The following is a 26,009-nucleotide window of genomic DNA, read 5'->3' as shown; positions in this document are numbered from 1 at the left end:
CGCAGCCAGCGTTCTCCTGCAGATAGTACTCAACAACCTGTACTTTGAATTGCTTTGTATATTTACTCATGAAAACACCCCAAAAGTATGGACGGGTGTCCAACTTTTGGGGTGCAGTTCAGTTCAGCACCGGGCTTTTTTATGCGCATCCCAGAGCTGGCGTTTCAGCCGTAGGCGCCGCCCGTGTAGAGCAGGTCGAAACTGCGGGCTAACACGCCTATCAGTGCTATCGCACCAACACCGGTAGCCAATACCAGCAGCAGGGCCAGTGGCCAGCCAGAATCACTGTAGCCGGGGGTGTCCTGGTTATATTGCAAGTCCCATTTTTCATCGGCAGTCAGCCCAAACACTAGTCCGCACAGCAATGCAATCAAAAACGACAGGATAAGAAGGCCGTAACTGAGTAGCCCAGGCCAGCCAAAGTAAATGGTGGCGACCAGAGCAGAGACCGGTAAGCTGCTAAAATGCAACCAGCCCAGCTTATCGCGCCAGCCGTGTAAATAGAAGCGATGCACACCCAGGCTGCCCAGGGTAATCGCCAGTAAGCTTGCCAGTGTCTTGTTTTTCGGGGATGTGGTCATGGCTTTCGCAGGTAGTCTCAGAGGGATTGATTGTAGACTAACACTCTGCTGGTGTCGAAAAGCATACGGGGTGACAGGATATCTTGGATAATCCTTGCTTCTTTTGATTTAAGCGGGCTATAATCTACAGCTTTTTCCGCGTTTAGTACATTTTTTTTTGGAAATATTATGGTCGTTATTCGTTTAGCTCGTGGTGGTGCAAAAAAGCGCCCTTTCTACAATATCGTTGCTGCTGACTCTCGCAATCGTCGCGACGGTCGTTTTATCGAACGCATCGGTTTTTACAATCCAGTAGCAACTGGCAATGCTGAAGAAGTTCGCGTTGCTGCAGACCGTCTGGCTTACTGGCAAGGCGTAGGCGCACAACTGTCTCCATCAGTTGCACGTCTGGTTGCTCAAGTTGGCAAAAAAGCAGCTTAATAGTTTGCTTTCTATGTCCGCAGGAGTTCATGTTCCTGAAGATCTGGTCCTGGTGGGCTATGTCTCGGGAGCATTTGGCATTCAGGGTTGGGTAAGGATACGTCCTTATTCTGCCGACGCAGATGCGATGTTATCCGCTAAAGACTGGTGGATAGACCGGCCGGAATTGCAGGAAATCTCACGCCTGGAAGCAAAAATCCATGGCGAGGATGTCGTTGCAAGACTGAAGGGCGTCGCAGACCGGAATGCAGCTGAGGCACTGAAGGGTGCAACAGTTAAAATTTCACGCAAGCATTTCCCGCCCCTGGCTGAAGGGGAGTTCTACTGGATAGATCTGGTCGGACTGGAAGTACGTAACCTGGACGGCGAAAGTCTGGGCGTGGTACGTGATCTGATGGATAACGGAGCGCATCCGATTTTACGGGTGGCCGCGCCGGAAGTTCCGGAAGCTGAGTTGCACAAGCACGAAAAGCTGATCCCATTTGTCGAGCATTTTGTTAAGCAAGTAGATCAGACTGCACGCAGCATACAGGTCGACTGGGGTACGGATTATTAAGCGGATGGAATCAGAACGCACAAGTCTGCAGTTTGATGTCATCACGCTGTTTCCGGAAATGTTTGCAGCGCTGACGCAGTCTGGGGTCACGCGCAGAGCATTTGAACAAAATAAATGTGGCCTGAAGTTGTGGCATCCGCGTGATTTCACGACCGATCGTCATCGCACTGTAGATGACCGGCCGTATGGCGGCGGGCCAGGCATGGTGATGATGGCCAAACCCTTGCAGGATGCCATACAGGCAGCCAAGGACAGGCAAATCGCGGCTGGCGCACAAGCACCAAAAGTGATTTATCTGTCGCCCCAGGGACAGCGTTTGTCGCATCAGAAAGTGATGCAACTGGCTGATTTGAGTGGTGTTGTGCTGCTGTGTGGTCGCTACGAGGCAGTTGACCAGCGTTTACTGGATAACTGTGTTGATGAAGAAATCAGTCTGGGTGATTTTGTGCTGTCTGGCGGAGAAATTCCGGCAATGGCCTTGATGGATGCAGTCATCCGTCAGATTCCCGGTGTGCTGCATGATGATGCATCTGCAGTCGAGGATAGTTTTGTCAACGGTTTGCTGGATTGTCCACATTACACGCGCCCTGAAGTGTTTGAGGGTGAAGCGGTACCTGCCGTGTTGTTGGGTGGGAATCATGCCGAGATCGAAAAATGGCGTCGTCAGCGTGCTCTGGAAGCGAGCGCACTAAAACGACCAGACCTGATTCAGAGCGCACGTGAAGCCGGCTTACTGAGCCGCGCTGACGAAAAGTTTTTAAGTAGTTTGTAAGTTTCCTGCTTCAGTTTTTTGTTTGCAGGAAGTAAGGCGTATGCCAGTTGGCATACATGTTAACCCCCATCCTCTACCGGGCATCAGTCAGAATTTCTGCAGCGTCGGCAAGATGGTTATCGGAGTATAAAAATGGATCTGATCCAAAAATTAGAGCAAGAAGAAATTGCTCGCCTCGGCAAAAACATTCCTGAATTTGCACCTGGTGACACAGTTGTTGTTAGCGTCAACGTTGTTGAAGGTAACCGCAAACGTACACAGGCTTACGAAGGTGTTGTTATCTCCCGTCGTAACCGTGGTTTGAATTCCAACTTCATCGTTCGTAAAATCTCTTCCGGTGAAGGCGTTGAGCGTACATTCCAGTTGTACTCTCCACTGATCGCTTCTATCGAAGTGAAACGTCGTGGTGACGTACGTCGCGCTAAGCTGTACTACCTGCGTGAACGCTCTGGTAAATCTGCTCGTATTAAAGAGAAATTGCCAGCACGTAAAGTTGTTGCAGCAAAAGCAGAGTAATATCTGTTTCTGCGTGAAAAAAAGGGATGCCTCAGGCGTCCCTTTTTTTATCCCTGAGTTTTTTGCAAGCCTGCCCAGTATGCGCATGGTCAACGGTGAGCGGGTGAGGGTAGCCAGACCTCAATATTTCTGAATTTTTTTCCGGAAAGCTTGTAGTGAGCCGAACATTGAATAACCCGCAATTATTCCCCGTCACCGCGATTGCTGATCAAGGCAAGCCGCCAGTTGAACGCATGACAGTTGCTGGTTTGCGCCAGCGTTTCCGTCAGTCGCTGGAATGGCAGCCTGAAATCAACGTGGACGAGCAGTCTATGCACAATGGTGCCGCTTTTCGTCCGGCCTCGGTGCTGATTCCGGTCGTGAACCGTGCTCAGCCAACTTTGTTGCTCACGCAGCGTGCGGCCAATTTGCAGCATCACGCCGGACAAATCAGTTTTCCTGGTGGCCGTTTTGAAGAGAGTGACGCCTCACTGATTGACACTGCCTTAAGAGAAACTGAGGAGGAGGTGGGGTTATTGCGCGAGCAAATTGAAGTGCTGGGCATCCTGCCCGATTATAAGACCGGAACGGGTTATCTGGTCACGCCGGTGGTGGCCATCATTGAACCGCCGTTTGAGATACGTTATGACGAAGGCGAGGTCGCTGCTGTGTTTGAAGTGCCACTGGCTTTTTTGATGGATGGCAAGCACCATGAGCGGCGCTTAGTGGCTATGCCAGACGGCAGGGAAAGACATTTTTATGCCATGCCCTATGAGCAGCACTTCATCTGGGGTGCCACCGCTGGCATGCTGCGCAATCTGTATCACTTTTTGCGCGCCTGATTTTTCTACTGTAGAACTACTAAGCTATGCTTAGTGCCCGGCAAGCAGCGCCTGGCAGTCAGCTTAATGCAATGAAATGAAGTGATCCGCGCAGGTAAATAGAGCGGGCTGTGGTCTGCGCGCAGCAGACCCGATTTAGTCTTGCTCATGATTATCAAAACTAATGAACGCAAAGCTTCATAATCCCATCAAATCGGTTTACACTTGCCGCATTTGCAAACTATGCGCAGGCATCTGGTGCAGCCAGTACGGATCAGCCCACTATGACATTTATCTCGATATTGTTAGCTTTACTCATTGAGCAGTTGAAGCCTTTGCGGGCTGATAATCCCATTTATACCCAGATCCAGCATCTGGCGGATAAAATCGAGGCTTCCTTTAATGCGGGTACCGTCAAGCATGGTCGCCTTGGATGGTGGCTGGTGGTGGGTTTGCTGACCATTCCTACCGCCTTGATTTACTGGCTTTGTCTGCGTTTGAGTCCATTTGCTGCACTGGCCTGGAATGTACTGATCGTCTATCTGACGCTGGGCTTCAGACGCTATAGTCATTACTTTACGTCGATTCAGCTGGCACTCAGTTCCGGTGATGAGGAGGCTGCACGACGCTTTCTGGCTGAATGGACGCATCTTGATACCAGCGACATGGACGTGTCGGAAATTTCGCGCTTGACGGTAGAGCGTGCGCTGATGGCGACGCATAGAAATGTATTTGGCGTGTTTTTCTGGTTCCTGATGCCGGTTGGGCCTGCCTGTGCGGTAATGTACCGGGTTGCGGAGTATCTGGCGCGGGCCTGGACCGAGCCTGAACATATGCAGGATGAGGCCTTCGGTCAATACGCCACTAAAGTGTTTTACTGGATAGACTGGGTGCCGGCACGCTTGACGGCAGTTGCGTTTGCGGTGGTTGGGAATTTTGAAGACGCGGTCTATTCCTGGCGTAATTATGCCGACCGCTGGAAGGATGAAGTGGTCGGAATTATCCTGTCCGCAGGTGGTGGTGCACTTGGTGTGCGACTTGGTGAGCCGGAAGAAAAAGCCATGATCTTGCAGGCCGATGCCAGTGCAGTCGATATCGATAGCCTGGATCTGGAAAGTCAGCCAGGTACGGAAGCGACACCACGTGCGCTGCAAAGTGCAGTGGGGCTGGTCTGGCGCGCCTTACTGTTGTGGATGCTGCTGCTGGCCTTATTATCATTTGCCGTCTGGATCTGATCGACAAAAAACGCGATGCTTGCATCGCGTTTTTTTATGCACAGTTGCAATAAGTTTTGTGCTCAACGTCATGTAGAAAACACTGGGTGCCGGGTTTTTATCATGCAGGAAATCGCCTATAGTGTAACGGTAAGCACAAAGCAGCTGTAGCTGCAATATGCACCAAAAGAGTGAATTTGTTCTGCTATCCTGTTGATTTTGTAAGTGTTTTTGGAAGGGAGATGTCAGAAATCAGGGTTCGAGTCCAGCCTCCACAGATTTATCTGATGCACAGGTTTCGAACCAAGTCTTCTATAAGATATAATATGGAAGTATCTTGAAAGCTTAGTGTCACATAATGATGTTTTGCTTTTTTCAATTTTGCTTCACAGCGAGCCGAGCACATGGCCGAATCCAATAAAACACCTTCTCAGCCAGTCCGCGAGTTTTTCATCCTGGGTCTGACCAGCAGTGGAAAACAGTTCCGTCCCAGTGATTGGGCAGAGCGCTTATGCGGTGCCATGTCGTGTTTCAGTCCCGACGGGGGCAGGCATGCCCATTTGCAGTATTCGCCTTACGTGCGTCCGATTTTGCTCAATGGTGTGCGCTCTGTGGTGGTGAATGAAGCGATTCGCGATATCGAACCACTGGCTTATCACTTTGTCCTGAGTTTTGCTAAGGACAATGATTTGCAGATTATTGACGCCTGCCTGCTGCCGGATGAGGCCGAGACCAAAAAGTAAAGACGCAGCCTGAATGGCTGCTCTGTTTCCCTATTTTCCTATTGCCCATCACGCGCTGTTCGCAATAGCTTACAGCCTGTTGAGGGACTGTCAGTCAGCCTCCGGCTGTGTCACCGGTATCACCGCATTTATCACCAGCTCACGTAACCACAGATTGGCCGGGTCCTGATCCACATTCTGGTGCCAGTACAGATACACGTCCCAGGTGGGCATGGCCAGCGGCAGATGCAGCATCTGATGGCCAAACTGTTCGTTCGCAATACGCGCATAGGCTTCCGGCATGGTCAGTAACAAGTCGGTCTGGCTGACGACCCGGCAAGCGGCGTAGTAATGTTGACAACGCAGCCTTATCTTACGCTGCAATCCCAAGCGACTCAGCTCTAGATCTTCCAGCCCCGGTCCATGCCTTCTCGAGCTCGCCAGTATGTGCTCCGCCTGCAAATATTGCTCCAGCGAGATCTGCCCTTGGATTGCAGGATGTCCCTGCCTGAGCAGTATCACCGTTTTATCCTGCAAAATACGCTGACGCCGGATTTCACCTGACAGTGGCAGCAACATATCGATCGCCAGATCCAGTGTACCGGCAGCCAGTTCGGCCACCAGTTCGCGCCGCTCGACCTGGATTGCCTGTAGCTGTATGTGTGGTGCCTGTTGCGTCAGTTGATGCAGCAGCGGCGGCAAGATAGTGGATTCCAGCACATCGCGCAAAGCCAGATGACATTGCTTGTTGGCCGTAGCCGGATCAAAGCGCGCATGTTCCTGCATGCTGAGCTCCAGCCCGCGCAGGGCTTGCCTGACTGGCTCGATCAGATTTCGCGCCAGCGGCGTAGACACCATGCTTTGTCCCTGGCGTATGAACAAAGGGTCCTGAAATAAGTCGCGTAAACGTTTGAGTGCATGACTGATGGCGGGTTGCGTCAGGTTCAGTTGCTGCGCGGCGCGCGTTACGCTGCCTTCGGTATACACAGCAACAAACACGACGAACAAATTCAGATCTACACGGGATAAATGCATCATATTAATAAATAAGGATTACTAGTATTCATTTGATTAATTATAGAGCTGGACTTACACTGCGGACATACTTTTCGGCGTTTGTAGCGAGCCAGAAACGTCAGACAGCATTTCTACAATCAGCAGTGACAGGCATTTAAAGGCAGATATGGCACAGATTTTTTTAGTGCGACACGGACAAGCTTCATTCGGCAGTGAAAATTATGATCAGCTGTCACCATTAGGCGCGGAGCAGGCACGTCATCTGGGACGCTGGTGGGCAGAGCGCGATATGCCGGTGGCGCGGGTCGTTACCGGAGCGATGCAACGCCATCATCAGACGGCAGCAGCTTGCCTGGCCAGCTGGCTGGATTTGCCGGAATCTGCACTGGATGCCAGTAACTGGCAGCAAGACGCACGTCTGAACGAGTATAACCATCACGAAGTGTTAGCACGCCACACGCCGGCATTTGATGACCCGCGCGCAGTGAAACGCTTTTTGATGGATACCCCGGATGGCAAACATGCTTTTCAACAGATATTTGCAGCCGCCATCACGCGTTGGATATCGGGTGAATATGACAGCGAATATACAGAAACCTGGCGCGCATTCCAGCTGCGTTGTGCGCAAGCCTTGCAAGCGCAACTGGCGCTGCAGGATGGAGCGAAGCACATTGTGATCTTCACTTCAGGCGGTACGATTTCTGCGATGTGTCAGCATCTGCTCGGCTTTGATGACGCGCGTTTCGCCGGCTTTAACTGGTCACTGGTGAATACCGGTGTGACCCGTCTGTTGGCGCCGGAAGCTGGCCTCGGCGCCGGTTCCGCTTTCCTGACCGGACTCAACCAGTATGCCCACTTAGAAGTATTGAATCAGCCTAAGCTGATTACCTTTGTCTGATGCTGATTTTTTTTGTGAACAAGCACATGGGCATTCTTTTCTACTTTGGGAAGATCGCCACTAAGCAGCCTTAATAACACCAGCCACGGAGCTCGCATGGATTTTCAATACAGCCAGAAAGTACAGGATCTGCAACAGCGTCTGAACGCGTTCATGGAAGCGCATATTTATCCGAATGAGCAGGTTTTCTTTGATGAGATTGCAGCTAACCGGGCTGCGGGAAATGCCTGGATACCGACCCGCGTGGTGGAGTCGCTCAAGGAAAAAGCGCGCGAAGCGGGTTTGTGGAATTTGTTCCTGCCGGAGTCAGGTCATGGCGCAGGATTGACGAATCTGGAATATGCGCCACTGTGCGAAATCATGGGGCGGGTAGTCTGGGCACCGGAAGTATTTAATTGCTCGGCACCGGATACCGGCAATATGGAAGTGCTGGCGCGCTATGGCACACCGGAGCAGCAGACGCAATGGCTGCAGCCTTTATTGCGTGGCGAGATACGCTCTTGCTTTGCCATGACCGAGCCTGCCGTTGCCTCTTCGGATGCGACCAATATCGAGTCTTCCATCCGTCCAGACGGTGACAGCTATGTCATTAATGGTCGCAAATGGTGGTCGTCGGGTGCGAATGACCCACGTTGCAAAGTCTTTATTTTCATGGGCAAAAGCGATCCGGACAATGCGGATCGTCACAAGCAGCAATCCATGATCATCGTGCCGCGTGATACCCCGGGCGTGACGATACTGCGCGCCTTGCCGGTGTTTGGTTATGACGATGCGCCGCATGGTCATGGCGAAGTGCTGTTTGAGAACGTGCGTGTGCCGGCTGCCAATATGCTGCTGGGAGAGGGGCGTGGTTTTGAGATTGCACAGGGGCGTCTGGGGCCTGGGCGTATCCATCACTGCATGCGTCTGATCGGGCTGGCGGAACGCGCATTGGAAAAAATGTGTCAGCGCGCAGTCAAGCGGGTCGCGTTTGGCAAACGGGTAGCTGAGCAGACTGTGACGCTGGAGCGTATCGCGGAATCGCGTATCCTGATTGATCAGGCGCGTTTTTTGGTGCTGAATGCGGCGCAGATGATGGATACCGTGGGCAATAAAGCGGCAGCAAAAGAAATCGCTATGATCAAAGTAGCCGCACCCAATATGGCTTGCCAAGTCATTGACTGGGCAATCCAGGTGCATGGTGGTGGCGGTGTATCCGATGACTTTGGTCTGGCCTACGCCTATGCCCAGGCCAGAACCTTACGCCTGGCCGACGGCCCGGACGAAGTGCACCGAAATCAGATCGGGAAAATGGAATTGAAAAAGTATTTGCCTGCCCGTCCGCATTGATACTCTTGTAAGAATCGCGATGACGTTTGCTTTGCCGTTGTCGCGATTGTTTCACTGCTGCCAGTGTTCAGCTAGGATTGCCGCTTTCTCGCTAATACCAGCAATATTCACGTCACCTATCAGCTCCTCTCACAGGTAGCAGTATTCAGTCTTTTTCCCTTCGCAGATGTCAATTGGAGCTTACGGCGCACGCAGTTCCGCTACAGGCATGTGCTCAGGGTGAGCATGCATACCAGTTCTTTTTTTCTGGAGAAATGTTGTAGAATGTTCTAGTATGCAAGCAAATTATTTCCGCTAATAGGGTTTGCCCGTGTACCAAACTCCGCTTCAGACACAGATACAGACACCGCCGCCAGCTGTTGTCAGTGTGGCAGCAACAGCGCCGGTTTGCCGCGTGCTGATCCTGACTTTTGCGTATTGGGAAGGATTGTCGCGCTTGCCAGCCGTACTGCATCAGGCGGGTTGCGAAGTCAGCGTATTTGGTCCGCCGGCAAATTATCCCGCCTTGTCACGCTACGTGACACATCGTACTTCGGTAGCCGGAGATATGGAGCAGTTGCTCGATTACTTGCAGCAGTATCTGGCGCAGCCTCAGCATCAGGCAGATTGGATCGTGATTGGCGATGATCCTTTGTTGTATGCACTGGAAAAACGTCAGCAGCAAAGCTGGGTGCAGCATGTGCTGCGCCATTGTATCGCACCGGATAAGCTGGGATTCGCGACTTCAAAGATACAGTTTCTGCAAGCCTGTCAGAGCGCCGGCATCCTGGTTCCCGCTTTTCAGATTTGCCATACCAGACAAGATCTGCAGCAAGCCGCACAGCGCTTTGGTTTTCCGCTGGTACTGAAAGAGGCGCAAGGTTACGCGGGACTGGCGGTACGCATTCTTCATCGTATGGAGGAGTGTGCTCAGATCGATCTTAGCCATGCCTGGATTGCGCAGGAATTCATCACTGGCCGTTTGCTGAGTGCATCAGCCGTGTTTCGTCACGGGCAGTTACTGAGTCTGTTCTCGTATTACCGCAGCCGCACCTGGGGCGAGCTGGGACCTTCGGCCGCGATACAGTTTCAATCCTTTCCAGGGTTGGATCATATCGTGCAGAGTAGTGGCAAATTGTCGGGTTTTCACGGGTTGTGTGGTTTTGACCTGATACAGCAAGAGGGCAGCGGTGATTTGTATTTGTTAGAACAAAATTTCCGTCCCACGCTGACGCTGGATTTGGGCAGGCTGGCTGGTGTTGATGTGGTCGGGGCGATTAAGCGTATGCTGGCCGGGGAGCCGGTTCCTGACGAGTGGCGACAGTCCGCGCAGAATGAAAAACAGCTGGCGGTGATTCCCTTGTTTCCGCAAGATGTATTCCGCGCGCTGGATGCAGGCGATCTGTCAGGTTTATTACGCTGGGTCTGGGACCCACGTTACTGGTCGTATCTGCGCTGGCATGAACCGCGTATTGCCTTGCGCAACTGGCGCCATGTGATGGCAAAACTGCGGCAGAACATCAGCCGACTTCTGCGTTTCAGTACTTCATGAAAAAAGGCTGGCTTCTTTGCAGAAGCCAGCCTGTTGACTGAATTCGCCCCAGCTCAGGACTGTACTGTCAGGGTGCTGTACACAGACAATGCGTCAGTGCAGTGTACCCATTGCTACCCTTGTTGACTTCATTGAGCCAGCTGAAATCATTCGCGATTTGCTGTGCAGCCGCCGGTGTGATGCCTGTTGGTACCAGCGCGACTTTGAACTGATCGTGCAGGATTTTCGCAGTTTGTGCTCCCAGCAGTTCAAACAGCTTATCGACGCGTGACATTTCAGGTTCCACATAACTGATGCGATAGTCGCTCAGCTTGGCACGTTTGGCCGCGGTCAGTATCGCATCGTTATAGCTGCCGGTACGGTCAATCAGGCCACGCTCTTTGGCCTGGGCGCCGGTCCAGACCCGGCCTTGCGCCACTTCATCAATTTTCTCAGGCGTGGTTGAGCGTGCAGCAGCAGCCTTGCTGGTAAAGTCGCTGTAGATATGATTGATACTGCTTTGTACCAGTTCGGCAAATTTAGGATTGAGCGGGCGCAGCGGATTGTAAGGCTCAGCCAGCCAGGTGGTGGTGGTGCCCGCAGTATGTACGCCTAATTTGTCGATCGCTTTTTCTGCGGTCGGCAAGATCGCGAACACGCCGATAGAACCGGTAATCGTCGCTTCATCTGCGATGACTTCGTCAGAAGACATCGATATCCAGTAGCCACCTGATGCTGCCACATTACCCATAGAAATCACGACAGGTTTGCCCGCTTTACGGGTCAGTTCCAGTTCACGACGGATGAGTTCGGAGCCAAACGCGCTGCCACCCGGTGAGTTCACACGCAGTACCACCGCTCTGACAGAGTCATCTTCACGTGCTTTACGGATCAGTGAGGAGGTGGACAAGCCACCGATAGAACCAGCGGGTGCTTTGCCTTCACTGATTTCACCTTCAGCCACAACCACACCAACTGCATTGCCAAACAGCTTAGGCTTTTGCTGTGCCAGGTAGTCATCAAAGCTAATTTGACGGAAGCTCTTGTTGTGCGGGTCACGTGGTGCGAACTTGTACATGCGCTCACGCAGTTCGTCGCGGGTTTTCAGACCATCCACCAGCTTCATGTTGATTGCCATCTTGGCCGCATCGTCGCCCGCAGCTTTCATTAGTTCCGGCAACTGATTAATACCGGCATTGATACTGCCTGCCGCTAATTTGCGGGATTGCTCCACGTTGTCGGTATAGGTTTTCCACATGGCGTTATACAGGAAAGCCTCTGCTTCGCTGGCTGCTGGCGACGGGCCATTCGCGATATACGGTTCAGCAAAGCTCTTGTAGGTGCCAACTTTGAGCAGATTCACCGTCACGCCGACCTTATCGAGTGCATCACGGTAGTAATTGCGATAGCCACCGAAGCCGGTAATCATCACATTTCCCATAGGATGCAGGTAGATTTCATTGGCATGCGAGGCCAGGAAATACTGGCGCTGATCGAAATGCGAGCCCCAGGCGATCACGGGTTTCCCGCTGGCTTTAAAGCGGTCCAGTGCAGCGCCGACTTCGCGCAGCATGGCCAGACCAGAGCCACCCATATCATCCAGCAGCAGCACGGCGCTGCTGATCTTAGGATCTTTCGCCGCATTGTCGAGTACGCTCAGTATGTCACGCAGCTGGGTCGATTTTTTTGCGCCGCCACCCTGCGCTTCCGCCAACAGGGCATCACGTGCATTGCCGGTATGCTGTTCTACCAGCGCACCTTTAAAGTCCAGTATCAGCGCAGTGTTGTCTTCCAGCTTTCTGGGACCACCGGAAAACATACCGATCACGATACTGATCAATATCAGCAATAACAGTAAATTCAAAATAATACGGCGACCGGTATCGAGGGCATTCCAAAGATAACGGAAACCGGTTGCGATCCAGCGAAATGGGGTAATACGCATAGTAGCTCCTTGTGTTATTCAGGCCAGATTGCTTGCAGTATCTGAGTCAGATGCGCGCCCGCACGGACCAGTGCGTCATCCTTCAGGTTGGACATGGTTTTTTCATATTCCAGCGGCAGTGCGATAGACCAGCTATTGCCGCGTTGGTTAGGTGTACTCTTACTGAACTGGGTGCCGTCAAACAGCTTTCTGGCATCGCGTATCGCGTCATTGGCCCACAGCACCGGCAACTGCTCAATCGGCGCTTTCACCACCGCATAGGTCTTGGCTTTTTTGCTCAAGGCTTCATTCATTTTGCCGCGTCTGTAATTGAATGGCACATCATCCCACAGCGAATGCAGATTACCGCAAGGGCATTGCAAGGCATTACCACCCACGGTATTTGAGCCACGGTCGTACTCGCCGCTATCCGGATCGATGACTTTACCCTCTGCATTCAGAAAAACTGAACCTACATGCAAAGGCTGGTGGATATCACCGACATAGTGAACTAACAGCGCCAAGGCCTCTTCTTTGTCTTTGAATGAAAATGGTTTTGGGGCTTCTTTACCTTGCAATACCAGGACGGCTGCGCGGATTGCTTGTACCACGTCGTGATCGCTGGTGCCGACGTAACCAGTCTTATACTGATCGTGTTGAATTGCGACGTCGGCGTAGTGGTATTGTTTATGGCAGGTTTCTTCATCAAACGCGGGATTGCAGGCGGTGTTATTCCGTTTGACATAATCTGCCATCGCTGCAATACCGGCTGCAGTTTCGAAAGGTGCGCATTCCGGATAGCGGCCGGTCGAGGTGTAAGCAAAATCTTTTTCCGGTGCGATGCCTTTCACACAATCGCCCCAGACCGCGACTTTTTCCAGTGTGTTTTGACCCAAAATGGCTTTCACCTGGCTGCCTGCCTTAGTGCCAGCCAGCAGGGTATCTGCCACCGCACCTATACTTTGGTGACCATCGGCACCCCAGGCAAAACTCAGTTGTGGAAAGGCAGTAGCTGCCATCAGTACCGTAGTGATGAATAGTTTTTTCATTTGCAATCAGAAAAATTCTTAAAATTCCTGCCCTTGGGGCAGCGTAAAGGGTGAGTGATGTATGACACATCAGGTAATTAGCCTTGCCTGAACAGCGCAGGGTTTAGCATCGCGAATTTTGACCGTTGGTCCTTATCTATCGTTCCATGATCTGCATTTTAATTTCCGTCAGCCTTAGAAACGCGGGCTGTATCGCTGTATTGATTTGCTGCTCGGGTTTGCGCTGCCAGTCTTCGTTATGCATAGTGATGGTCCAGCGATCTGCCTCATTGGCCGGGCGGTACGCCAGCTGTAATTGCGTTGGCAGAGAGATACCTTCAGTATTTTGCGAAAAATCAATTTGGGCCGTTGTTTCATTTTCAGTTACCGTGACACGTAGCGGGCGCCCCGAGGTCTGATCAACACGGGTCGTCAGCGTGTAGTTGACGGCCTTAGTCTCAATTTTGCATTGAAATACGACGGTGCCAGCGGCATTTGCAGGTGCCGCGACACGTTTAGGAAGCGGGCAGTCAGCCAGAATCAGCTCCGGATGATTGGCAATCGCGCTGCTGATGTGCACGGTACGTGAATTTTTTTTGTCAGAGCGATCTTCGGTCTTGCGTACCGGCTCGCCATTCTCCCAGCTTTGCAGCCTGGCCGTCGGTACCAGATCAGCCTGTTCTTTCCAGTTATTTCCTTTGGCCAGATACGCTGAAGTGATGCTGCCAGCCACCCAACCGGAACTGGCACGTACATATTGCAAGGTGTTTTGCCACAGCGGTTCGGCGTTGGCAGGCTCTGTCGTCAAGGCAAGTGTGCCGGAGCTGACACCAGCCAGTGTCAGCGCGCAGAGCAAAGTTATTCTTTTCATTTGCTACCTCTTTTGATTTTATTTTTGAGGACGCATGCAATACAGACCAGGCAATAAGGGAGATCATGGTCAGCATCCCCGGCCTTAGCAGTTTTACGTTCATCCTGTTTTCATCCAATATGCCCAATACTGATGATGCTTAGCTTTGGTATCTACATATCGCACAGGGAATATTACCAGAGCTGGATGTTGGCATCTGTTCAATCTGTTGTGCTTGCTTATCATTGCATCATGAGTCGACTTGAGGGGCGATACCCGCTAAAATGACGGGTTTTCCTTCCAATTTGCGGCACCTGTCATGACTACCATCAACGAATCCCCCGACGACGCGATCCAGAGCGCGGTCACTAGCAGTGCGCCGTCAAAAAATCTGATCAACCGTGAAGTGGCCCGGCGCCGTACTTTCGGCATTATTTCTCACCCGGATGCGGGTAAAACAACACTCACAGAAAAGCTGCTGATGTTTTCCGGCGCGATTCAGCTGGCCGGTACTGTGAAGGCACGTAAAAGTGGCCGTCATGCGACCTCGGACTGGATGGAAATTGAAAAGCAGCGTGGTATTTCTGTCGCTTCCTCGGTCATGCAGTTTGAATACCGCGATCACGTCGTGAATCTGCTTGACACGCCTGGTCACCAGGACTTTTCTGAAGATACCTATCGTGTGCTGACGGCGGTGGATTCGGCGCTGATGGTGATTGATGCGGCTAAGGGTGTGGAAGAGCAAACCATCAAGCTGCTCAATGTCTGCCGCATGCGCAATACACCTATTATTACTTTCGTCAACAAAATGGATCGTGAAACGCGCGATCCGTTGGAATTGTTGGACGAGCTGGAATCAGTGCTGAAAATTCAATGTGCTCCCGTGACCTGGCCGATTGGTATGGGTAAGAACTTCCGCGGTGTTTATCACATTCTGAAGGATGAAATTCTGTTGTTTACGCCGGGTAGTGAGCGTGCAGACCAGGAATTCGAAGTCATCAAAGGTATAGACAATCCACGTTTGCAGGAAATGTTCCCGCTCGAGATGGATCAGTTGAAAATGGAAGTGGAATTAGTGCATGGCGCTTCTCATCCTTTCAGCCTGGAAGACTTTCTGGCCGGTGTACAAACCCCGGTATTCTTTGGTTCTGCGATTAATAACTTCGGCGTACGTGAAATTCTGAATGCCTTGCTGGACTGGGCACCGCCACCACGCGAGCGTGATGCTACCGTACGTTCAGTTGAGCCAAATGAACAGCCTTTCTCCGGTTTTGTGTTCAAGATCCAGGCCAATATGGACCCGGCACACCGCGACCGTATCGCGTTTTTGCGCGTGTGTTCCGGTCGTTTTGAGCGCGGCATGAAACTCAAGCACCTGCGCCTGAACCGTGACATCAAAGTGTCCTCCGTCGTGACCTTCATGGCGTCCTCGCGCGAACAGGTGGAAGAGGCATATGCAGGCGATATCATCGGTTTGCCGAATCACGGCAATATGCAGATTGGTGACAGTTTTTCTGAAGGCGAAATGCTGCAATTTACCGGCATTCCTTACTTCGCACCTGACTTCTTCCGTACCGCACGCATCCTGAATCCGCTCAAGATCAAGCAATTGCAAAAAGGTTTGCAGCAATTGGGTGAAGAGGGCGCGGTACAGGTGTTTAAGCCTGTGGTTAGCAGTGATCTGGTGTTGGGCGCGGTCGGTGTATTGCAGTTTGAAGTGGTAGCCAGCCGTCTCAAAAATGAGTATGGCGTGGATGCAGTTTTTGAAGGCACCAGCATCAGCAGTGCACGCTGGATTACCTGTGAAGATAAGAAAATGCTCGCGGATTTTGAACGTTCATCGGCGGGTGCGAATATCGCATATGATGCTGCCGGCAATATGGCCTATCTGGCGACGTCCGGTGTCAATCTGAAGCTGACGCAGGAACGCTGGCCTGGCGTTACCTTCCACGCCACACGTGAACATGCAGCGAAACTGAGCTGATTGGTACCGTGCAGAATAAAAAATAAAACCGGCGCAAGGCCGGTTTTATTTTTGGCTGCGTGGTTTCAGATTGGGTGCCAGTGTAATCAGTCCCAATGCAATCGGTACTGTTGCGACAAAACCCAGGTGTTTGAAACCCGCAGCTCCCAGTAGCGCACCACCAAAAAATGCGGCCACCAGCATACTGCACAGGCGTAGTTTTTCTATATTCACGCCAGCCAGCTCCTGATCTGGCAACTGCTTCCTGGCACGGCGCCAGTAAAGCAGTTTACCCAGTTCTATGCCCAGATCCGTGACCAGTCCGGTTACATGGGTGGTGCGTATCTCAGCATTCGAAATTTTTGTGATCAGCGCATTTTGCAACCCCATCAGATAGCATAGCAATACGGTAGTCAGCGATACGGTGACCAGTGCGTGAGTCTGTAACTCTGTGCCGGTCAGTCCGAACACTAATAACAGCGCGGCTTCCAGCAGAAGTACCGGGGTGTAGATGTAGCGCAGCTGGCGATCGCGCGCAAAGTGCACCATGAGCGCGGTACTGGCAGCACCAGCCGCAAAACTGAGCAACATGAATAGCGCGGCCAGCGCTGACATCCAGCGACCCAGTACAAAATCGTCTGCCGCTTCTGACAACATGCCAGTCATGTGTGAGGTGTATTTACCCACCGCCAGAAAACCACCGGCATTGATCGCACCTGCTATAGCTGCCAGGGCGATACCCAGATGCAGATTCGTTTTTGCGGTGCGTTTTGGCGAGGTGAGTGTGGACAGATAGTGGAGCGGCATATTGATAGGGTGGAGAAGTAAAGGCTGCATGACGCGGGCAACAGGATCTGGCCACGCATTGTACATTGTGTGCAGTGATGCCAGTAGCAAAGCAAGTGTATCAAATGCAGAGTAACAAATGGAGAGAAATAAAGGGAGAGAAATAAAGGGGAGGGGCAAAGGAGAGTGAAGTCGCGGCACTCTCCTGGTCTGTTGTTTGGACGCTGGTATTTAGGCGAACATTTCCTTATTCATTGTGCTGGAAATGGGGGGGGATGCAGGCTCCTGCGCAGGCGCATCCTGCGTCAGCTCAAACTGCTGCAGATATTCTGCGCTGAGTTTGCTTTCTATCGCCTGTTCTAACAATTCCCTAGGTGAGATTGTGGTTTCATCGCGGCGCAGTATTAAATCCTTTCCAGGTACATAATCAAGCTGAAATCCATAGTGCGTCAGACAGGCACAGATCCAGTCCACTAAAATAGATGAAATATAGTGACGCTTTCCCATGGGGGACAGGAAGCTGACGCCTTCAGGACGTAATTGTTCCCACAAAGAGTCAATTCTGCCTGCCAGGTCTGGCAGGTTGCTCAGACTCAGTTTCAGCGGGTCCATCCAACTGCCCGAAAAGCGTACGCTGTTTTGGTTTTGTACGACATCTACGCCATATCTCTCCCAGCTGACTTCTTTGATTTCCTGCTGCGACCAGGACTGATACCAGGCTTGTTCTGTGGCTGCCTCGCCACCGGTCAGATGCAGACACTCTGCAAGCGGTGGCATGCCGGGTTCTGAACCTGGGCAAATTGCCTGTATCCGTTCGGCTAAGGTGGGATGGGTATCGAACTCTGTCTTAGTGGTGTTTTCGCTGCGTTGTATCGATTTGATCACTTCCGCACGCCGTATACCGGGTTTGCAAAAGCGACGAAAGCCATCGAAAATGGGAACCTTCGCGCCACGTTGCAAGGCGGCGCCTAATTCATGATCAAGATAGGCTGACCACATAGGATCAATCAGATGCACTTTTTCCAGTGCGGCACGGCTGGCAGCGGAGCCAAACTTTTGTGCCGCAAGCGCATCTGCTGCGAATTCCTGTGATCGGGAGATACTGGCAGAAATGCGCAGGAACCATTTGCCGTAACTCAGGAACAGCAAGTCCAGAAAAAATATTGAATCATCCAGATCATAGACAGTGTTGGCGATGGAGGCACGGGTCCGGTAAATCCATGGGCCCAGAGATAAATCACCTCCGACGAAATGTCCAAATTCATGCGCAATGACGGTGCTGAGTTCGCGCTCGCTCAGGGTTGATAATAAGGGCAGACCCAAACCAACTTCGAGTGAGCGGATCTGACCCAGCCAGTTTCTTTCCGGACTGATGTAAGCGGAGGCAGCAGCAATCAGTTGAATATTCACTTTGGCTTTGATCTCAAGCGATGCCGCGATGTTTTCCAGCAGTGCGTATAAGGCAGGTGCCTGATCCCGTTGCAGCAGATGTACCTGGTTGGCATGCTGTTTTTTTTGCCAGCGTGGACGTAATGCGTAAGCCAGCGAGAGTGCAGCGATGGCGGCAAGTGCACCGGAAAAATTGAGTGAGCGAAAGTGAATTTGTGTGTACGGTATCCATACTAAACCGGCGATCAGGCTCAGTGCGATGAGCCAGAATCCCAACCACAGGGCAACGATCAGAATAGCGCGGTAACGCAGATTTTTTTCTTGTGTTTGCATGATGATTATCCTTGCCAGTGTTGAGCTGCGTAGCTGATTACCCCGTGCATCACGTCACTTTTGATGACTTGCTGGCGCAGCGATTGCTGTTCACTTTTCGGTGTATTTGGATTGAAGGAGCGCAGTAGCCGGGCTGCATTCCATAAATCCGGTTCGATATCGTACTCATCCAGATTCATTGCCTCGCCACGGATATAGGCTTTGATCTTTTCACGCTCAGGCTTGGCAATGTTGAGCACAATTGCGAGGCGATCTTCCAATTGATTTTTCTTACTCTGGCTGGCTTTGACGAATAATAAGTAAAGCTGGTCGCGTCCAAAATGCTGATTGAATTGCGGTATGCTGAAATTCTGTACTATGTCCAACACTTTTTCGGGCTGCTCACGTAATGCTCCATAAGATTTAAGCAGAAGTTCAGTTGCAGGATTTTTGCTGCGTTAACAAGCCGGTACGGGCTGATAGCACCTCGAGCGCTTCCGGATCCTTGCGTAGTTGTTCCGGCAGTCTGCTGATAGCCAGAGCGGTATCTTTGCCAAGTAACTGGTATAGGCGTATCAATTGCGCAGCTGCGCGGAACTTATCTTCATACCCGGCACTGTTCAGATATTGGTCGAGAATCTTCATCGCCTCCAGGGGGCGCTGCAGGGCTACCAGCATGAAAATCTCTTCGTCGCCAAGACGCTGAGCGTCTGCTTCTGACAGCTGGTGTAGTCTGACAAGGTGGCGCAAACCTTCTTGGTAATCGCCATGTATATATTCGCGCCATATCAGGCTACGCAGAATTGCCGTATGGTCTGGAAAAAGCCCATGCAGTTTCTGCATTTCGGTCAGGCCCGTTTTTCCCTGTAGTAGCGACGCATACAGATACTGTGCGTCCGGATTGTCAGGACTGACTTTCGCTTTCGCGCCATATTCGCTGAGCTGTTCGCGGTTTGCACCCTGTTCGTTGCGCAGATCTTGCAGTATGCGTTCAAGGCGCAGGTTGCCCGGCTGCTTTTGATGCGCCAGACTGCTGAGCCGGATCGCTTCACTGAGGCTGCTTATACGGGCGGTATAGATGGCGGAAAGCGCATCGCTCTCTGCCCATTGACTCATCTTTGCAATTGCTTCCAATGTGGAAATCATCGATTGTTCACTGCCATTTCCGTATGCATATCTGATGCAGGCGTGTGCCCCATCACCTTCCTGAACACGGATGACGTCCAGTTGCTCCACACTTTTACTTTCTGCGTGCTTGCTCATTTGTATCGATTGCGGCGGTTCGGTGAATGGATATTCAATATTCTCAAACTCCATAAACTGTTTGCCGCAATACACGACCTGGTTCGCAGCCATTTCGGTTTGAACTGGCTTCACCTTGTAGTAAGTGTGGGTGTTTTTAACCAGTGGAGCAGCACCTGAGATATTCCAGATGCTGAGCTTATCACTGCTCTTTAAATCAATATCGAGACGGTCAATCACTTCCTGATCATTTGTTCTGGCGATTAATTGCAGCTTGCCGGCGGGCAGGGTCAGTTGCTGGCGCTGGCCTGCACCCAGCGCCACGGTTTGTCCGGCTGCCTCTATCGTCAATGTCTGATTAAAACCATTGAGCATGGTGATTTCCTGATGCTGACTTGCGTACTGACTGTGCATCGCTCCTGCTATCACCATGGCGACCAGACTGGCTGCCACCCCCCTTGTGTATAGCCAGCCCGCCAATCCCAGCGGTGCGCGGGCATAGATTTGCCATTGACGATCACCCGTACTTTTGACCACGTAGGCCCCCAGCGGTATCACTGGCACGACAAACAATACCGACAGGGCATGCATGGCGATATAGCTGTTGTCAGTGTCGGTTTCCGACTGGCCGATAAAGTTAAAGCCCAGCGAGTAAAAGCTGCCCAGCGCAGGCGTGCCTTTGAGAGGCTTAGCGAATAATCTGCGTTCACTGGTCAGTTGCTTCAACAGTTGCTGATGTTGCGGCAAGCGGTGCAGCAGGCGTGCAATCACCAATGCCCGGTAAACTTTAAAGCTGTCGCCGCTAGCGATGGCCCGGACAATTTTAGTGTCTGTGCAGAGTTCCTCGAGTTCGGGAATGCGTTGTAGAAGTTGAGCCGGATCTGAAATGGACATAGAGCTAGTTGCCAGTGCAAAAAGATAGAGGGAAGTGCCCGCGTGCTCAGTGGGGCTGACAACGACAACGACGTTTGTGGGACAGTGAGTCGCCGGTGCCTACAGGTGCTGGCTTCGGTTTCTCTGAGAAGTCAGAAGTTGAAGCGAGGTGCGTATGCGAGCAAGCCGGTGAATAGCCCTGTCCATCAATCATTCGCTGTATCGGAGGCTAGTTTCGCTGCGCTGATCGTGCGGATGGTTAATACATGCATCAACTAAATTGTTGATATACCAATTTTTATCATGTCTCTTCGTGTTTTTGTCATTTATTTGTAAAAAAGGATGCTTTTGATCGAATTTGCAACAGATTAAAACACGGGTGTAGCTGTCTTTCGCCGGATTGTTGTATGGGCAGGCAGGGGTTAAACAAGACATTTGCAGGCATCAATGCTTGTAATACCACTTTAAATCTGTTGGGATTGCATAGTTTCATTTTTAATGCGAAATAAGCAATGTTAATGATGAATTTCTGATGTGTTGAGTTCTGGGTCTGAGATGCTTTTTATTTTGGGCTGCCAGTGACTGAGGCAGATTTTTGACTGTCACGGATGGGCTGATGTCGCGTATTGCAGGTCAAAAAAACGACGCCTGCATCGACTGAATAGATTTTCCGTCAGCGGGCCACATGTCGTAAATTGTGATCTGTGACTGAGAATTATGTTGGGAAAAATAAACAGACCACTTTTGCTTTGTAAAAAAAATTTATTTGAAAATACTCTTTTAAAATATCAACTTAGCTTATTTATTTCACGCATATAATTAATACCAATGCGCAGGTAGGTAATACCACGTAGATACCGCTTGACAACCACTTTTGTGCTACTTAAAGTGAGACCCGTTTGAGCTTGATGTGAAATTAAATGAGGGTTAATACCTTGAATTTCACGCTGATATCAGACCGGAGTCGCTACTGTTACTGTGTCGGCGACTTCAGGCCAGAGTCTGGAAAACGTGTGCAGCGGCTTTCAGTCTGATTGGGCGAATTCTGTATTGATATCCAGTTAATTCTGTAGGGCGCTGGGTTTTAATATCAGCCCACTTCTGCTTTGAGTGGCATTGAAGTGGATTTTCCTTGTTTGTGTGGCTGTGTTTTATGGTAGGTGAAAAAACGGTTTGCGGACACAAAGACTGCGAGCTGAAAATCTATTTAGAAAATCTTGGGGGAGTAAATGAAACGTAATTCAACACCTGGTTTGACGCCAATCGCGTCAGCAGTTGCACTGATGGTACTCAGTGCATCCATGTCGGCGCAGGCGCAACAGGCCGACCAGTCTAAACCACAAGAAGTTGTGGTGACTGGTATACGCTCAGCTTTGCAAAGTGCGACAAATATTAAACGCAACGCCAATTCCGTGGTTGATGCCGTTTCTGCAGAAGATGTGGGCAAATTGCCGGACACAGACGTCGGCGAATCGCTGGGTCGTATCCCTGGCGTATCAGTTGGTCGCGCATTTGGTCAGGGCGCCTCTGTTTCTGTACGTGGCTCTGATCCGCAAATGACTTACACCACATTGAACGGTCAGACAGTTGCATCTACCGGTTGGTATGATCAGCAGACCATAGACCGCTCCTTCAATTACTCCCTGTTGCCATCCGAACTGATCGGTGGCATGGATGTGTACAAATCTTCCCAGGCAGATCTGACTGAAGGCGGTATTGGTGGTACCGTGATCGTGAAAACACGTAAGCCGCTCGACATGGCAGCAGGTTCTGCTTTTGTTGGCGCTAAATTGGGTAAAGGTACTGTCAGCGATGGTCTGAGTAAAGATCTGTCGGGTCTGTTCAGCTGGAAAAATGATGCGAACACTTTCGGTATTCTGGTTGCTGCAGCGGGTGAAAACGGCGACTATATCCGCCGTGGTATCGAATCGGATTCGCGCTGGTCTGCTGACGTGGCACCGACTACTTTTGTTCAGGAACGTAAGCGTACTGCACTGAATCTGAGCCTGCAGGCACGTCCGGTCAAAGGTTTAGATCTGGGCTTGAATTATCTGAAATTGCAACTGGATGCCGATAACTCGAACACCAGTCATTACATTTTCCACGATCCTAACTGCACCAGCCGCAATGCAGCAGTGACTTCAGATTTCAATCCTAAGGGTGTTTGCTTAACCAGTAATACCACTGCAGCCAAGGCGACGAATGCCTTCCTGCAGACTTGGGCACGTACTGCAAAAATGAGTTCTGACAGCCTGACGCTGAACGGTACTTACAAAGGTGAAGGCTTTAAAATCGATGCGGTAGCAGGCACGACGAAAGCGGATGGTGGTACGTCGATGACGACTAACTATTCCTACGATGCCGGCAATCTGCCGAAATGGACAGGCGGCATTGATGCAACTGGTAAGCAAATCATCATTACACCAGGATCGAATCAATCCGTGGGTCTGGGAAATTTACCTGCCAGCGTAGGACCTGCAGGCTCCTGGGCGACTTCACGCGGACCTAACTCTGACAAAGAAAACTTTGCTCAGGCAGATTTGTTGCTGAATCTGGACATGGGCGCGATTTCCTCGTTCAAAACCGGCTTCCGTGCTTCCCAGCATACCTTTGAAAAAGGCACAGACCGCGCCCAGTTTGCTGCAAAAGCAATCGAAGCGCCAACTGCCAGCCTGTACGACGGTACGATCGCAATGGGTACGAATGGCTGGTCTTCTCCACGCCCTAACATCGGTGCCATGATGGCAAACACAACTCAGAACATCACTGGCTGGGTGCGTGAACGCGGTGGCTATGGTGTACTGAAAGAAGACAATACTGCAGCTTACGGTATGTTCAATTTCGAAAAAGACCAATGGCATGGTAACTTCGGTGCACGTTATGTACGTACCAAGGCAACTGCAGAGGGATATAAACTCGATGGTTCGCCAGTAGCTGCCGGTGATATCGCGCAGAATGCCGGTTGGGGCAAAACGATCATCAGTCAGTCTGCTGATTACAACGATATTCTGCCTAGCCTGAATGCTGCTTTCGATCTCAATAAAAACACGATTCTGCGCTTTACCGCTTCCCAGGCGATTACCCGTCCTAATTTCGATAACATGTTTATCGCGACGCAGACTGGTTTCCAGGATGCCGTGGCCGGTAATGAAACAGTGACTTACGGCAGCGTTGGTCTGAAGCCGATGAAATCCACACAGCTGGATTTGGGTGTTGAGTATTACTACGGTAAAGGTAATCTGATCTCTTTGATGTACTTCCACAAAGATATCAATAACTTCATCACGACGAATACTAAGATTAACCAAAGCATCGGTGTGGTCAGCCCTGACAGTGGTAAAGACAGCTGGACTGTGAACCAGTACGTCAATGCTGGCGGCGGTAAGATCGACGGTATCGAAGCACAGATCAATCACTCGTTTGACAATGGCTTCGGCGCAGTCGCTAACTACACACTGGCAAATGCAACAGCACCTGCTACCAGCTATCAGGATCAGCTGAATGTGTTTACTTTGTCTTCCAAGCACAACGTGAATCTGGTTGGTTACTGGGAAAATCCAACGTACTCAGCACGTCTGGCGTACAACTGGCGTTCCAAGTACATGGTGCGTGAAACCGGCTGGTACGGCAACCGTATGCACGATGCTTACGGCACGCTGGATTTGAGCCTGGGCTGGAACGTGACCGATAAAGTGCGTATCGCATTTGAAGCGACGAACCTGTTGAAAGCCGATGATGTGCAGTATGGCGCAGCAGGCGTGAACACGACTGTGAAAGATCCGCTGAAAGCCGGCTACCCAGCCTGGTCCTTCATGGGTGAAACTACATATCGTGTCAGCGTTAGCGCTAAGTTCTGATCAGTGCTTCTCTGAATGAAAATGCCCGGTGCAGACCGGGCATTTTTTCATCCTTGCGTAAGGTTTATTACAGAACGCAGATGTATGAGCTTAATAATCAAAAAAGCTATTTAAGGTTAGTCTGCCTTGCAGTGGATCGCTGCTTAAGCTGATCGCGGGATTAATGCATGCCGAATGTAACAGGCTGCCGTGATAGATCACCAGACGGTTAAATTTGGCAGGGATCATGCCGAGGAAAGTGAATTCCGCACTGGAGTTATCGAAGTAACGTTGAGCCGGACGGTTGGCATTGATTTCTTCGTAATACACGTCCAGGTAATGTTCACGATTGCTGGCATTGATTTGCTGAAATCCGGTTGCATTGTGTCGGTAAAAACCAGTACCACCATGTTTTTCATCACACAGATACAGCAACACCGCCATGTGATGCGGGGTACTCGCATCGAAGTGTGGAGTGCGCTGTAATGGTCCGAGTTCCGCAGAGGGTGTGGTGGTGAGTGAAAATGCGCAGATACTTTTACGTAGTCCCAGCTCTTCCGGAATCGCAAAAAAATGCCTCATCACAGGCTCGAGAAATTCGGTCAGTACTTGTGAGTAGTCTTCCGGTGCCTGGGCGCGGATGCCGGGATAGCCTTTTTGTTGAGTGACACCTGGGTAAGCTTCAAATTCGCTTTGTGCTGCGATTTGCAGCAGGACTTCAGGTTGCTCCAGAAAGTTATCAATGATCAGAGCCTGATGACCTGCGATGTCTACGCATTGAATATCGACCGGTTGGCGAAGTGTGAAGCGGGTTTTTATGGGCATGATGTAGATGTGAACTCGTAACTGTTGTGCGCTTTTTGGGGCTGTTCAAGGATAGCATTTTCAGGATAGATTTGTCGCATGTGGTTGTGAATTTGTAATACCACATAGATACCGCTTGACATCCAGTTTTAGCAAAACTACAGTTCAATGATTTAGTTGGTTTTCCTCACGATTTTGATGGCATAGGTATGATTGTCAGGAAAAGTGGTCTTAGTTTGCTTGTGCTTAATACCTGAAAAGCGCTTAAAACCTTAAAAGCGTTTAACACAGAGGCACAGAGACACGGAGAAAGGCTTAAGAGAAAGGCGACGAGTGTGACTGAATCAGACTACTTCGCCTCGCTTTGCTTTTCTCTGCTTTTCCTCTGTGTCTCTGTGTTTAAAGGTTTAAAGGTTTAAAGGTTTTAAGGTGCAAAGGTTTAAAGGTTTAAAGATGTGAAGCATCTCAAATTTTCGATGGCGAAGTGCAGGAGTTCAAAGGCATGGGCATCGATCAGTTATTTTGTCTAAGAGGAGAGGTATGGATTTTTCAGATCGCCAGCAAGAGCCGGGTAAGAAGTTCCTGGGCATAGGGCTGGTAGTGGCATTTCACGCGGTATTGGTGTACGCACTGGCCAATGGCCTGGGCACCAAACTCGTTGAAATCG

The 26,009-nt window shown here is 50.9% G+C and carries 22 protein-coding genes; 12 read left to right on the top strand and 10 right to left on the bottom strand.

All coding sequences use genetic code 11. The annotated features are described in order from the left end of the window. Nucleotides 1-164 precede the first annotated feature (164 nt). Nucleotides 165-581 (bottom strand): TM2 domain-containing protein, encoded by a 417-nt coding sequence (locus H8K47_RS17065; RefSeq protein ID WP_186882580.1) that lies wholly within the window; start codon nt 579-581, stop codon nt 165-167. Nucleotides 582-749: 168 nt separating this feature from the next. On the opposite strand from H8K47_RS17065, the gene rpsP reads away from it, so the two are divergent. From rpsP to H8K47_RS17030, 7 genes are all read left to right on the top strand, one after another. Further along, nucleotides 750-1,001: a 30S ribosomal protein S16 gene (gene rpsP / locus H8K47_RS17060; RefSeq protein WP_162021307.1), complete on the top strand. Its 252-nt coding sequence runs from the start codon at nt 750-752 to the stop codon at nt 999-1,001. 13 nt (nt 1,002-1,014) lie between these two features. Then, on the top strand, nt 1,015-1,557 hold the full coding sequence (gene rimM / locus H8K47_RS17055; protein ID WP_186882579.1) for a ribosome maturation factor RimM: 543 nt from the start codon (nt 1,015-1,017) through the stop codon (nt 1,555-1,557). Nucleotides 1,558-1,582: 25 nt separating this feature from the next. After that, complete coding sequence (gene trmD, locus H8K47_RS17050; protein ID WP_186882586.1) at nt 1,583-2,329, top strand: tRNA (guanosine(37)-N1)-methyltransferase TrmD; 747 nt, start codon at nt 1,583-1,585, stop codon at nt 2,327-2,329. Nucleotides 2,330-2,461: 132 nt separating this feature from the next. Beyond that, nucleotides 2,462-2,845, top strand: coding sequence for a 50S ribosomal protein L19 (rplS, locus tag H8K47_RS17045; RefSeq protein ID WP_162021305.1), 384 nt, complete (start codon nt 2,462-2,464; stop codon nt 2,843-2,845). Between the two features lie 155 nt (nt 2,846-3,000). Continuing rightward, the gene (locus H8K47_RS17040) at nt 3,001-3,666 is read left to right on the top strand and encodes a CoA pyrophosphatase (protein ID WP_329604186.1); all 666 of its coding nucleotides are present in this window, start codon (nt 3,001-3,003) and stop codon (nt 3,664-3,666) included. A gap of 263 nt (nt 3,667-3,929) precedes the next feature. Next, nucleotides 3,930-4,880, top strand: coding sequence for a CobD/CbiB family protein (locus H8K47_RS17035; RefSeq protein WP_186882578.1), 951 nt, complete (start codon nt 3,930-3,932; stop codon nt 4,878-4,880). 383 nt (nt 4,881-5,263) lie between these two features. Then, nucleotides 5,264-5,602, top strand: coding sequence for a DUF3579 domain-containing protein (locus H8K47_RS17030; RefSeq protein WP_162021303.1), 339 nt, complete (start codon nt 5,264-5,266; stop codon nt 5,600-5,602). Between the two features lie 90 nt (nt 5,603-5,692). Here H8K47_RS17030 and H8K47_RS17025 read toward each other — a convergent pair whose 3' ends face one another. Continuing rightward, the gene (locus H8K47_RS17025) at nt 5,693-6,616 is read right to left on the bottom strand and encodes a LysR family transcriptional regulator (protein WP_186882584.1); all 924 of its coding nucleotides are present in this window, start codon (nt 6,614-6,616) and stop codon (nt 5,693-5,695) included. A 148-nt stretch (nt 6,617-6,764) separates the two neighbouring features. On the opposite strand from H8K47_RS17025, the gene H8K47_RS17020 reads away from it, so the two are divergent. From H8K47_RS17020 to H8K47_RS17010, 3 genes are all read left to right on the top strand, one after another. After that, nucleotides 6,765-7,496 (top strand): histidine phosphatase family protein, encoded by a 732-nt coding sequence (locus H8K47_RS17020; RefSeq protein ID WP_186882577.1) that lies wholly within the window; start codon nt 6,765-6,767, stop codon nt 7,494-7,496. Nucleotides 7,497-7,592: 96 nt separating this feature from the next. Next, nucleotides 7,593-8,825 (top strand): acyl-CoA dehydrogenase, encoded by a 1,233-nt coding sequence (locus tag H8K47_RS17015; protein ID WP_186882576.1) that lies wholly within the window; start codon nt 7,593-7,595, stop codon nt 8,823-8,825. Nucleotides 8,826-9,135: 310 nt separating this feature from the next. Next, nucleotides 9,136-10,356 carry an ATP-grasp domain-containing protein gene (locus H8K47_RS17010; RefSeq protein WP_186882575.1) on the top strand — a complete coding sequence of 407 codons (1,221 nt, stop codon included), beginning with the start codon at nt 9,136-9,138 and terminating at the stop codon, nt 10,354-10,356. A 67-nt stretch (nt 10,357-10,423) separates the two neighbouring features. On the opposite strand, the gene sppA is transcribed toward H8K47_RS17010, so the two are convergent. The 3 genes from sppA to H8K47_RS16995 form a co-directional block, all read right to left on the bottom strand. Continuing rightward, nucleotides 10,424-12,280 (bottom strand): signal peptide peptidase SppA, encoded by a 1,857-nt coding sequence (gene sppA / locus H8K47_RS17005; protein ID WP_186882574.1) that lies wholly within the window; start codon nt 12,278-12,280, stop codon nt 10,424-10,426. A gap of 14 nt (nt 12,281-12,294) precedes the next feature. Next, nucleotides 12,295-13,308: a S1/P1 nuclease gene (locus tag H8K47_RS17000; protein ID WP_186882573.1), complete on the bottom strand. Its 1,014-nt coding sequence runs from the start codon at nt 13,306-13,308 to the stop codon at nt 12,295-12,297. A gap of 136 nt (nt 13,309-13,444) precedes the next feature. Next, nucleotides 13,445-14,158, bottom strand: a complete 714-nt coding sequence (locus H8K47_RS16995; protein WP_186882572.1) for a hypothetical protein — start codon at nt 14,156-14,158, stop codon at nt 13,445-13,447. A 298-nt stretch (nt 14,159-14,456) separates the two neighbouring features. On the opposite strand from H8K47_RS16995, the gene H8K47_RS16990 reads away from it, so the two are divergent. Then, complete coding sequence (locus H8K47_RS16990) at nt 14,457-16,121, top strand: peptide chain release factor 3 (RefSeq protein ID WP_222612829.1); 1,665 nt, start codon at nt 14,457-14,459, stop codon at nt 16,119-16,121. Between the two features lie 45 nt (nt 16,122-16,166). Here H8K47_RS16990 and H8K47_RS16985 read toward each other — a convergent pair whose 3' ends face one another. From H8K47_RS16985 to H8K47_RS16970, 4 genes are all read right to left on the bottom strand, one after another. Then, on the bottom strand, nt 16,167-16,907 hold the full coding sequence (locus tag H8K47_RS16985; RefSeq protein WP_186882582.1) for a YoaK family protein: 741 nt from the start codon (nt 16,905-16,907) through the stop codon (nt 16,167-16,169). Between the two features lie 210 nt (nt 16,908-17,117). After that, entirely contained in the window at nt 17,118-18,608 is a 1,491-nt protein-coding gene (locus H8K47_RS16980; protein ID WP_186882571.1) for a M48 family metallopeptidase, read from the bottom strand. A gap of 5 nt (nt 18,609-18,613) precedes the next feature. After that, a complete protein-coding gene (locus H8K47_RS16975) occupies nt 18,614-18,976 on the bottom strand; it encodes a hypothetical protein (protein WP_186882570.1) in 363 nt (120 codons plus the stop codon). Between the two features lie 46 nt (nt 18,977-19,022). After that, the gene (locus H8K47_RS16970; RefSeq protein ID WP_186882569.1) at nt 19,023-20,723 is read right to left on the bottom strand and encodes a tetratricopeptide repeat protein; all 1,701 of its coding nucleotides are present in this window, start codon (nt 20,721-20,723) and stop codon (nt 19,023-19,025) included. 1,208 nt (nt 20,724-21,931) lie between these two features. On the opposite strand from H8K47_RS16970, the gene H8K47_RS16965 reads away from it, so the two are divergent. Then, nucleotides 21,932-24,559 carry a TonB-dependent receptor gene (locus H8K47_RS16965; protein WP_186882568.1) on the top strand — a complete coding sequence of 876 codons (2,628 nt, stop codon included), beginning with the start codon at nt 21,932-21,934 and terminating at the stop codon, nt 24,557-24,559. A gap of 90 nt (nt 24,560-24,649) precedes the next feature. On the opposite strand, the gene H8K47_RS16960 is transcribed toward H8K47_RS16965, so the two are convergent. Beyond that, nucleotides 24,650-25,363, bottom strand: coding sequence for a DUF6445 family protein (locus H8K47_RS16960; protein ID WP_222612828.1), 714 nt, complete (start codon nt 25,361-25,363; stop codon nt 24,650-24,652). Nucleotides 25,364-26,009: the final 646 nt, after the last annotated feature.

The sequence above is a fragment of the Cognatundibacterium rugosum genome (genome assembly GCF_014284365.1).
GTDB lineage: Bacteria > Pseudomonadota > Gammaproteobacteria > Burkholderiales > Burkholderiaceae_D > Undibacterium > Undibacterium rugosum.
Note: the sequence above shows the minus strand (reverse complement) of the source record. Positions and strands in the feature narration are given on the sequence as shown.

Coding starts and splice junctions, on each gene's coding strand:
- H8K47_RS17065 (WP_186882580.1), bottom strand. CDS start 581: ATGACCACATCCCCGAAAAACAAGACACTGGCAAGCTTACTGGCGATT.
- rpsP (WP_162021307.1), top strand. CDS start 750: ATGGTCGTTATTCGTTTAGCTCGTGGTGGTGCAAAAAAGCGCCCTTTC.
- rimM (WP_186882579.1), top strand. CDS start 1,015: ATGTCCGCAGGAGTTCATGTTCCTGAAGATCTGGTCCTGGTGGGCTAT.
- rplS (WP_162021305.1), top strand. CDS start 2,462: ATGGATCTGATCCAAAAATTAGAGCAAGAAGAAATTGCTCGCCTCGGC.
- H8K47_RS17035 (WP_186882578.1), top strand. CDS start 3,930: ATGACATTTATCTCGATATTGTTAGCTTTACTCATTGAGCAGTTGAAG.
- H8K47_RS17030 (WP_162021303.1), top strand. CDS start 5,264: ATGGCCGAATCCAATAAAACACCTTCTCAGCCAGTCCGCGAGTTTTTC.
- H8K47_RS17025 (WP_186882584.1), bottom strand. CDS start 6,616: ATGCATTTATCCCGTGTAGATCTGAATTTGTTCGTCGTGTTTGTTGCT.
- H8K47_RS17020 (WP_186882577.1), top strand. CDS start 6,765: ATGGCACAGATTTTTTTAGTGCGACACGGACAAGCTTCATTCGGCAGT.
- H8K47_RS17015 (WP_186882576.1), top strand. CDS start 7,593: ATGGATTTTCAATACAGCCAGAAAGTACAGGATCTGCAACAGCGTCTG.
- sppA (WP_186882574.1), bottom strand. CDS start 12,280: ATGCGTATTACCCCATTTCGCTGGATCGCAACCGGTTTCCGTTATCTT.
- H8K47_RS17000 (WP_186882573.1), bottom strand. CDS start 13,308: ATGAAAAAACTATTCATCACTACGGTACTGATGGCAGCTACTGCCTTT.
- H8K47_RS16995 (WP_186882572.1), bottom strand. CDS start 14,158: ATGAAAAGAATAACTTTGCTCTGCGCGCTGACACTGGCTGGTGTCAGC.
- H8K47_RS16990 (WP_222612829.1), top strand. CDS start 14,457: ATGACTACCATCAACGAATCCCCCGACGACGCGATCCAGAGCGCGGTC.
- H8K47_RS16985 (WP_186882582.1), bottom strand. CDS start 16,907: ATGCCGCTCCACTATCTGTCCACACTCACCTCGCCAAAACGCACCGCA.
- H8K47_RS16980 (WP_186882571.1), bottom strand. CDS start 18,608: ATGCAAACACAAGAAAAAAATCTGCGTTACCGCGCTATTCTGATCGTT.
- H8K47_RS16970 (WP_186882569.1), bottom strand. CDS start 20,723: ATGTCCATTTCAGATCCGGCTCAACTTCTACAACGCATTCCCGAACTC.
- H8K47_RS16965 (WP_186882568.1), top strand. CDS start 21,932: ATGAAACGTAATTCAACACCTGGTTTGACGCCAATCGCGTCAGCAGTT.
- H8K47_RS16960 (WP_222612828.1), bottom strand. CDS start 25,363: ATGCCCATAAAAACCCGCTTCACACTTCGCCAACCGGTCGATATTCAA.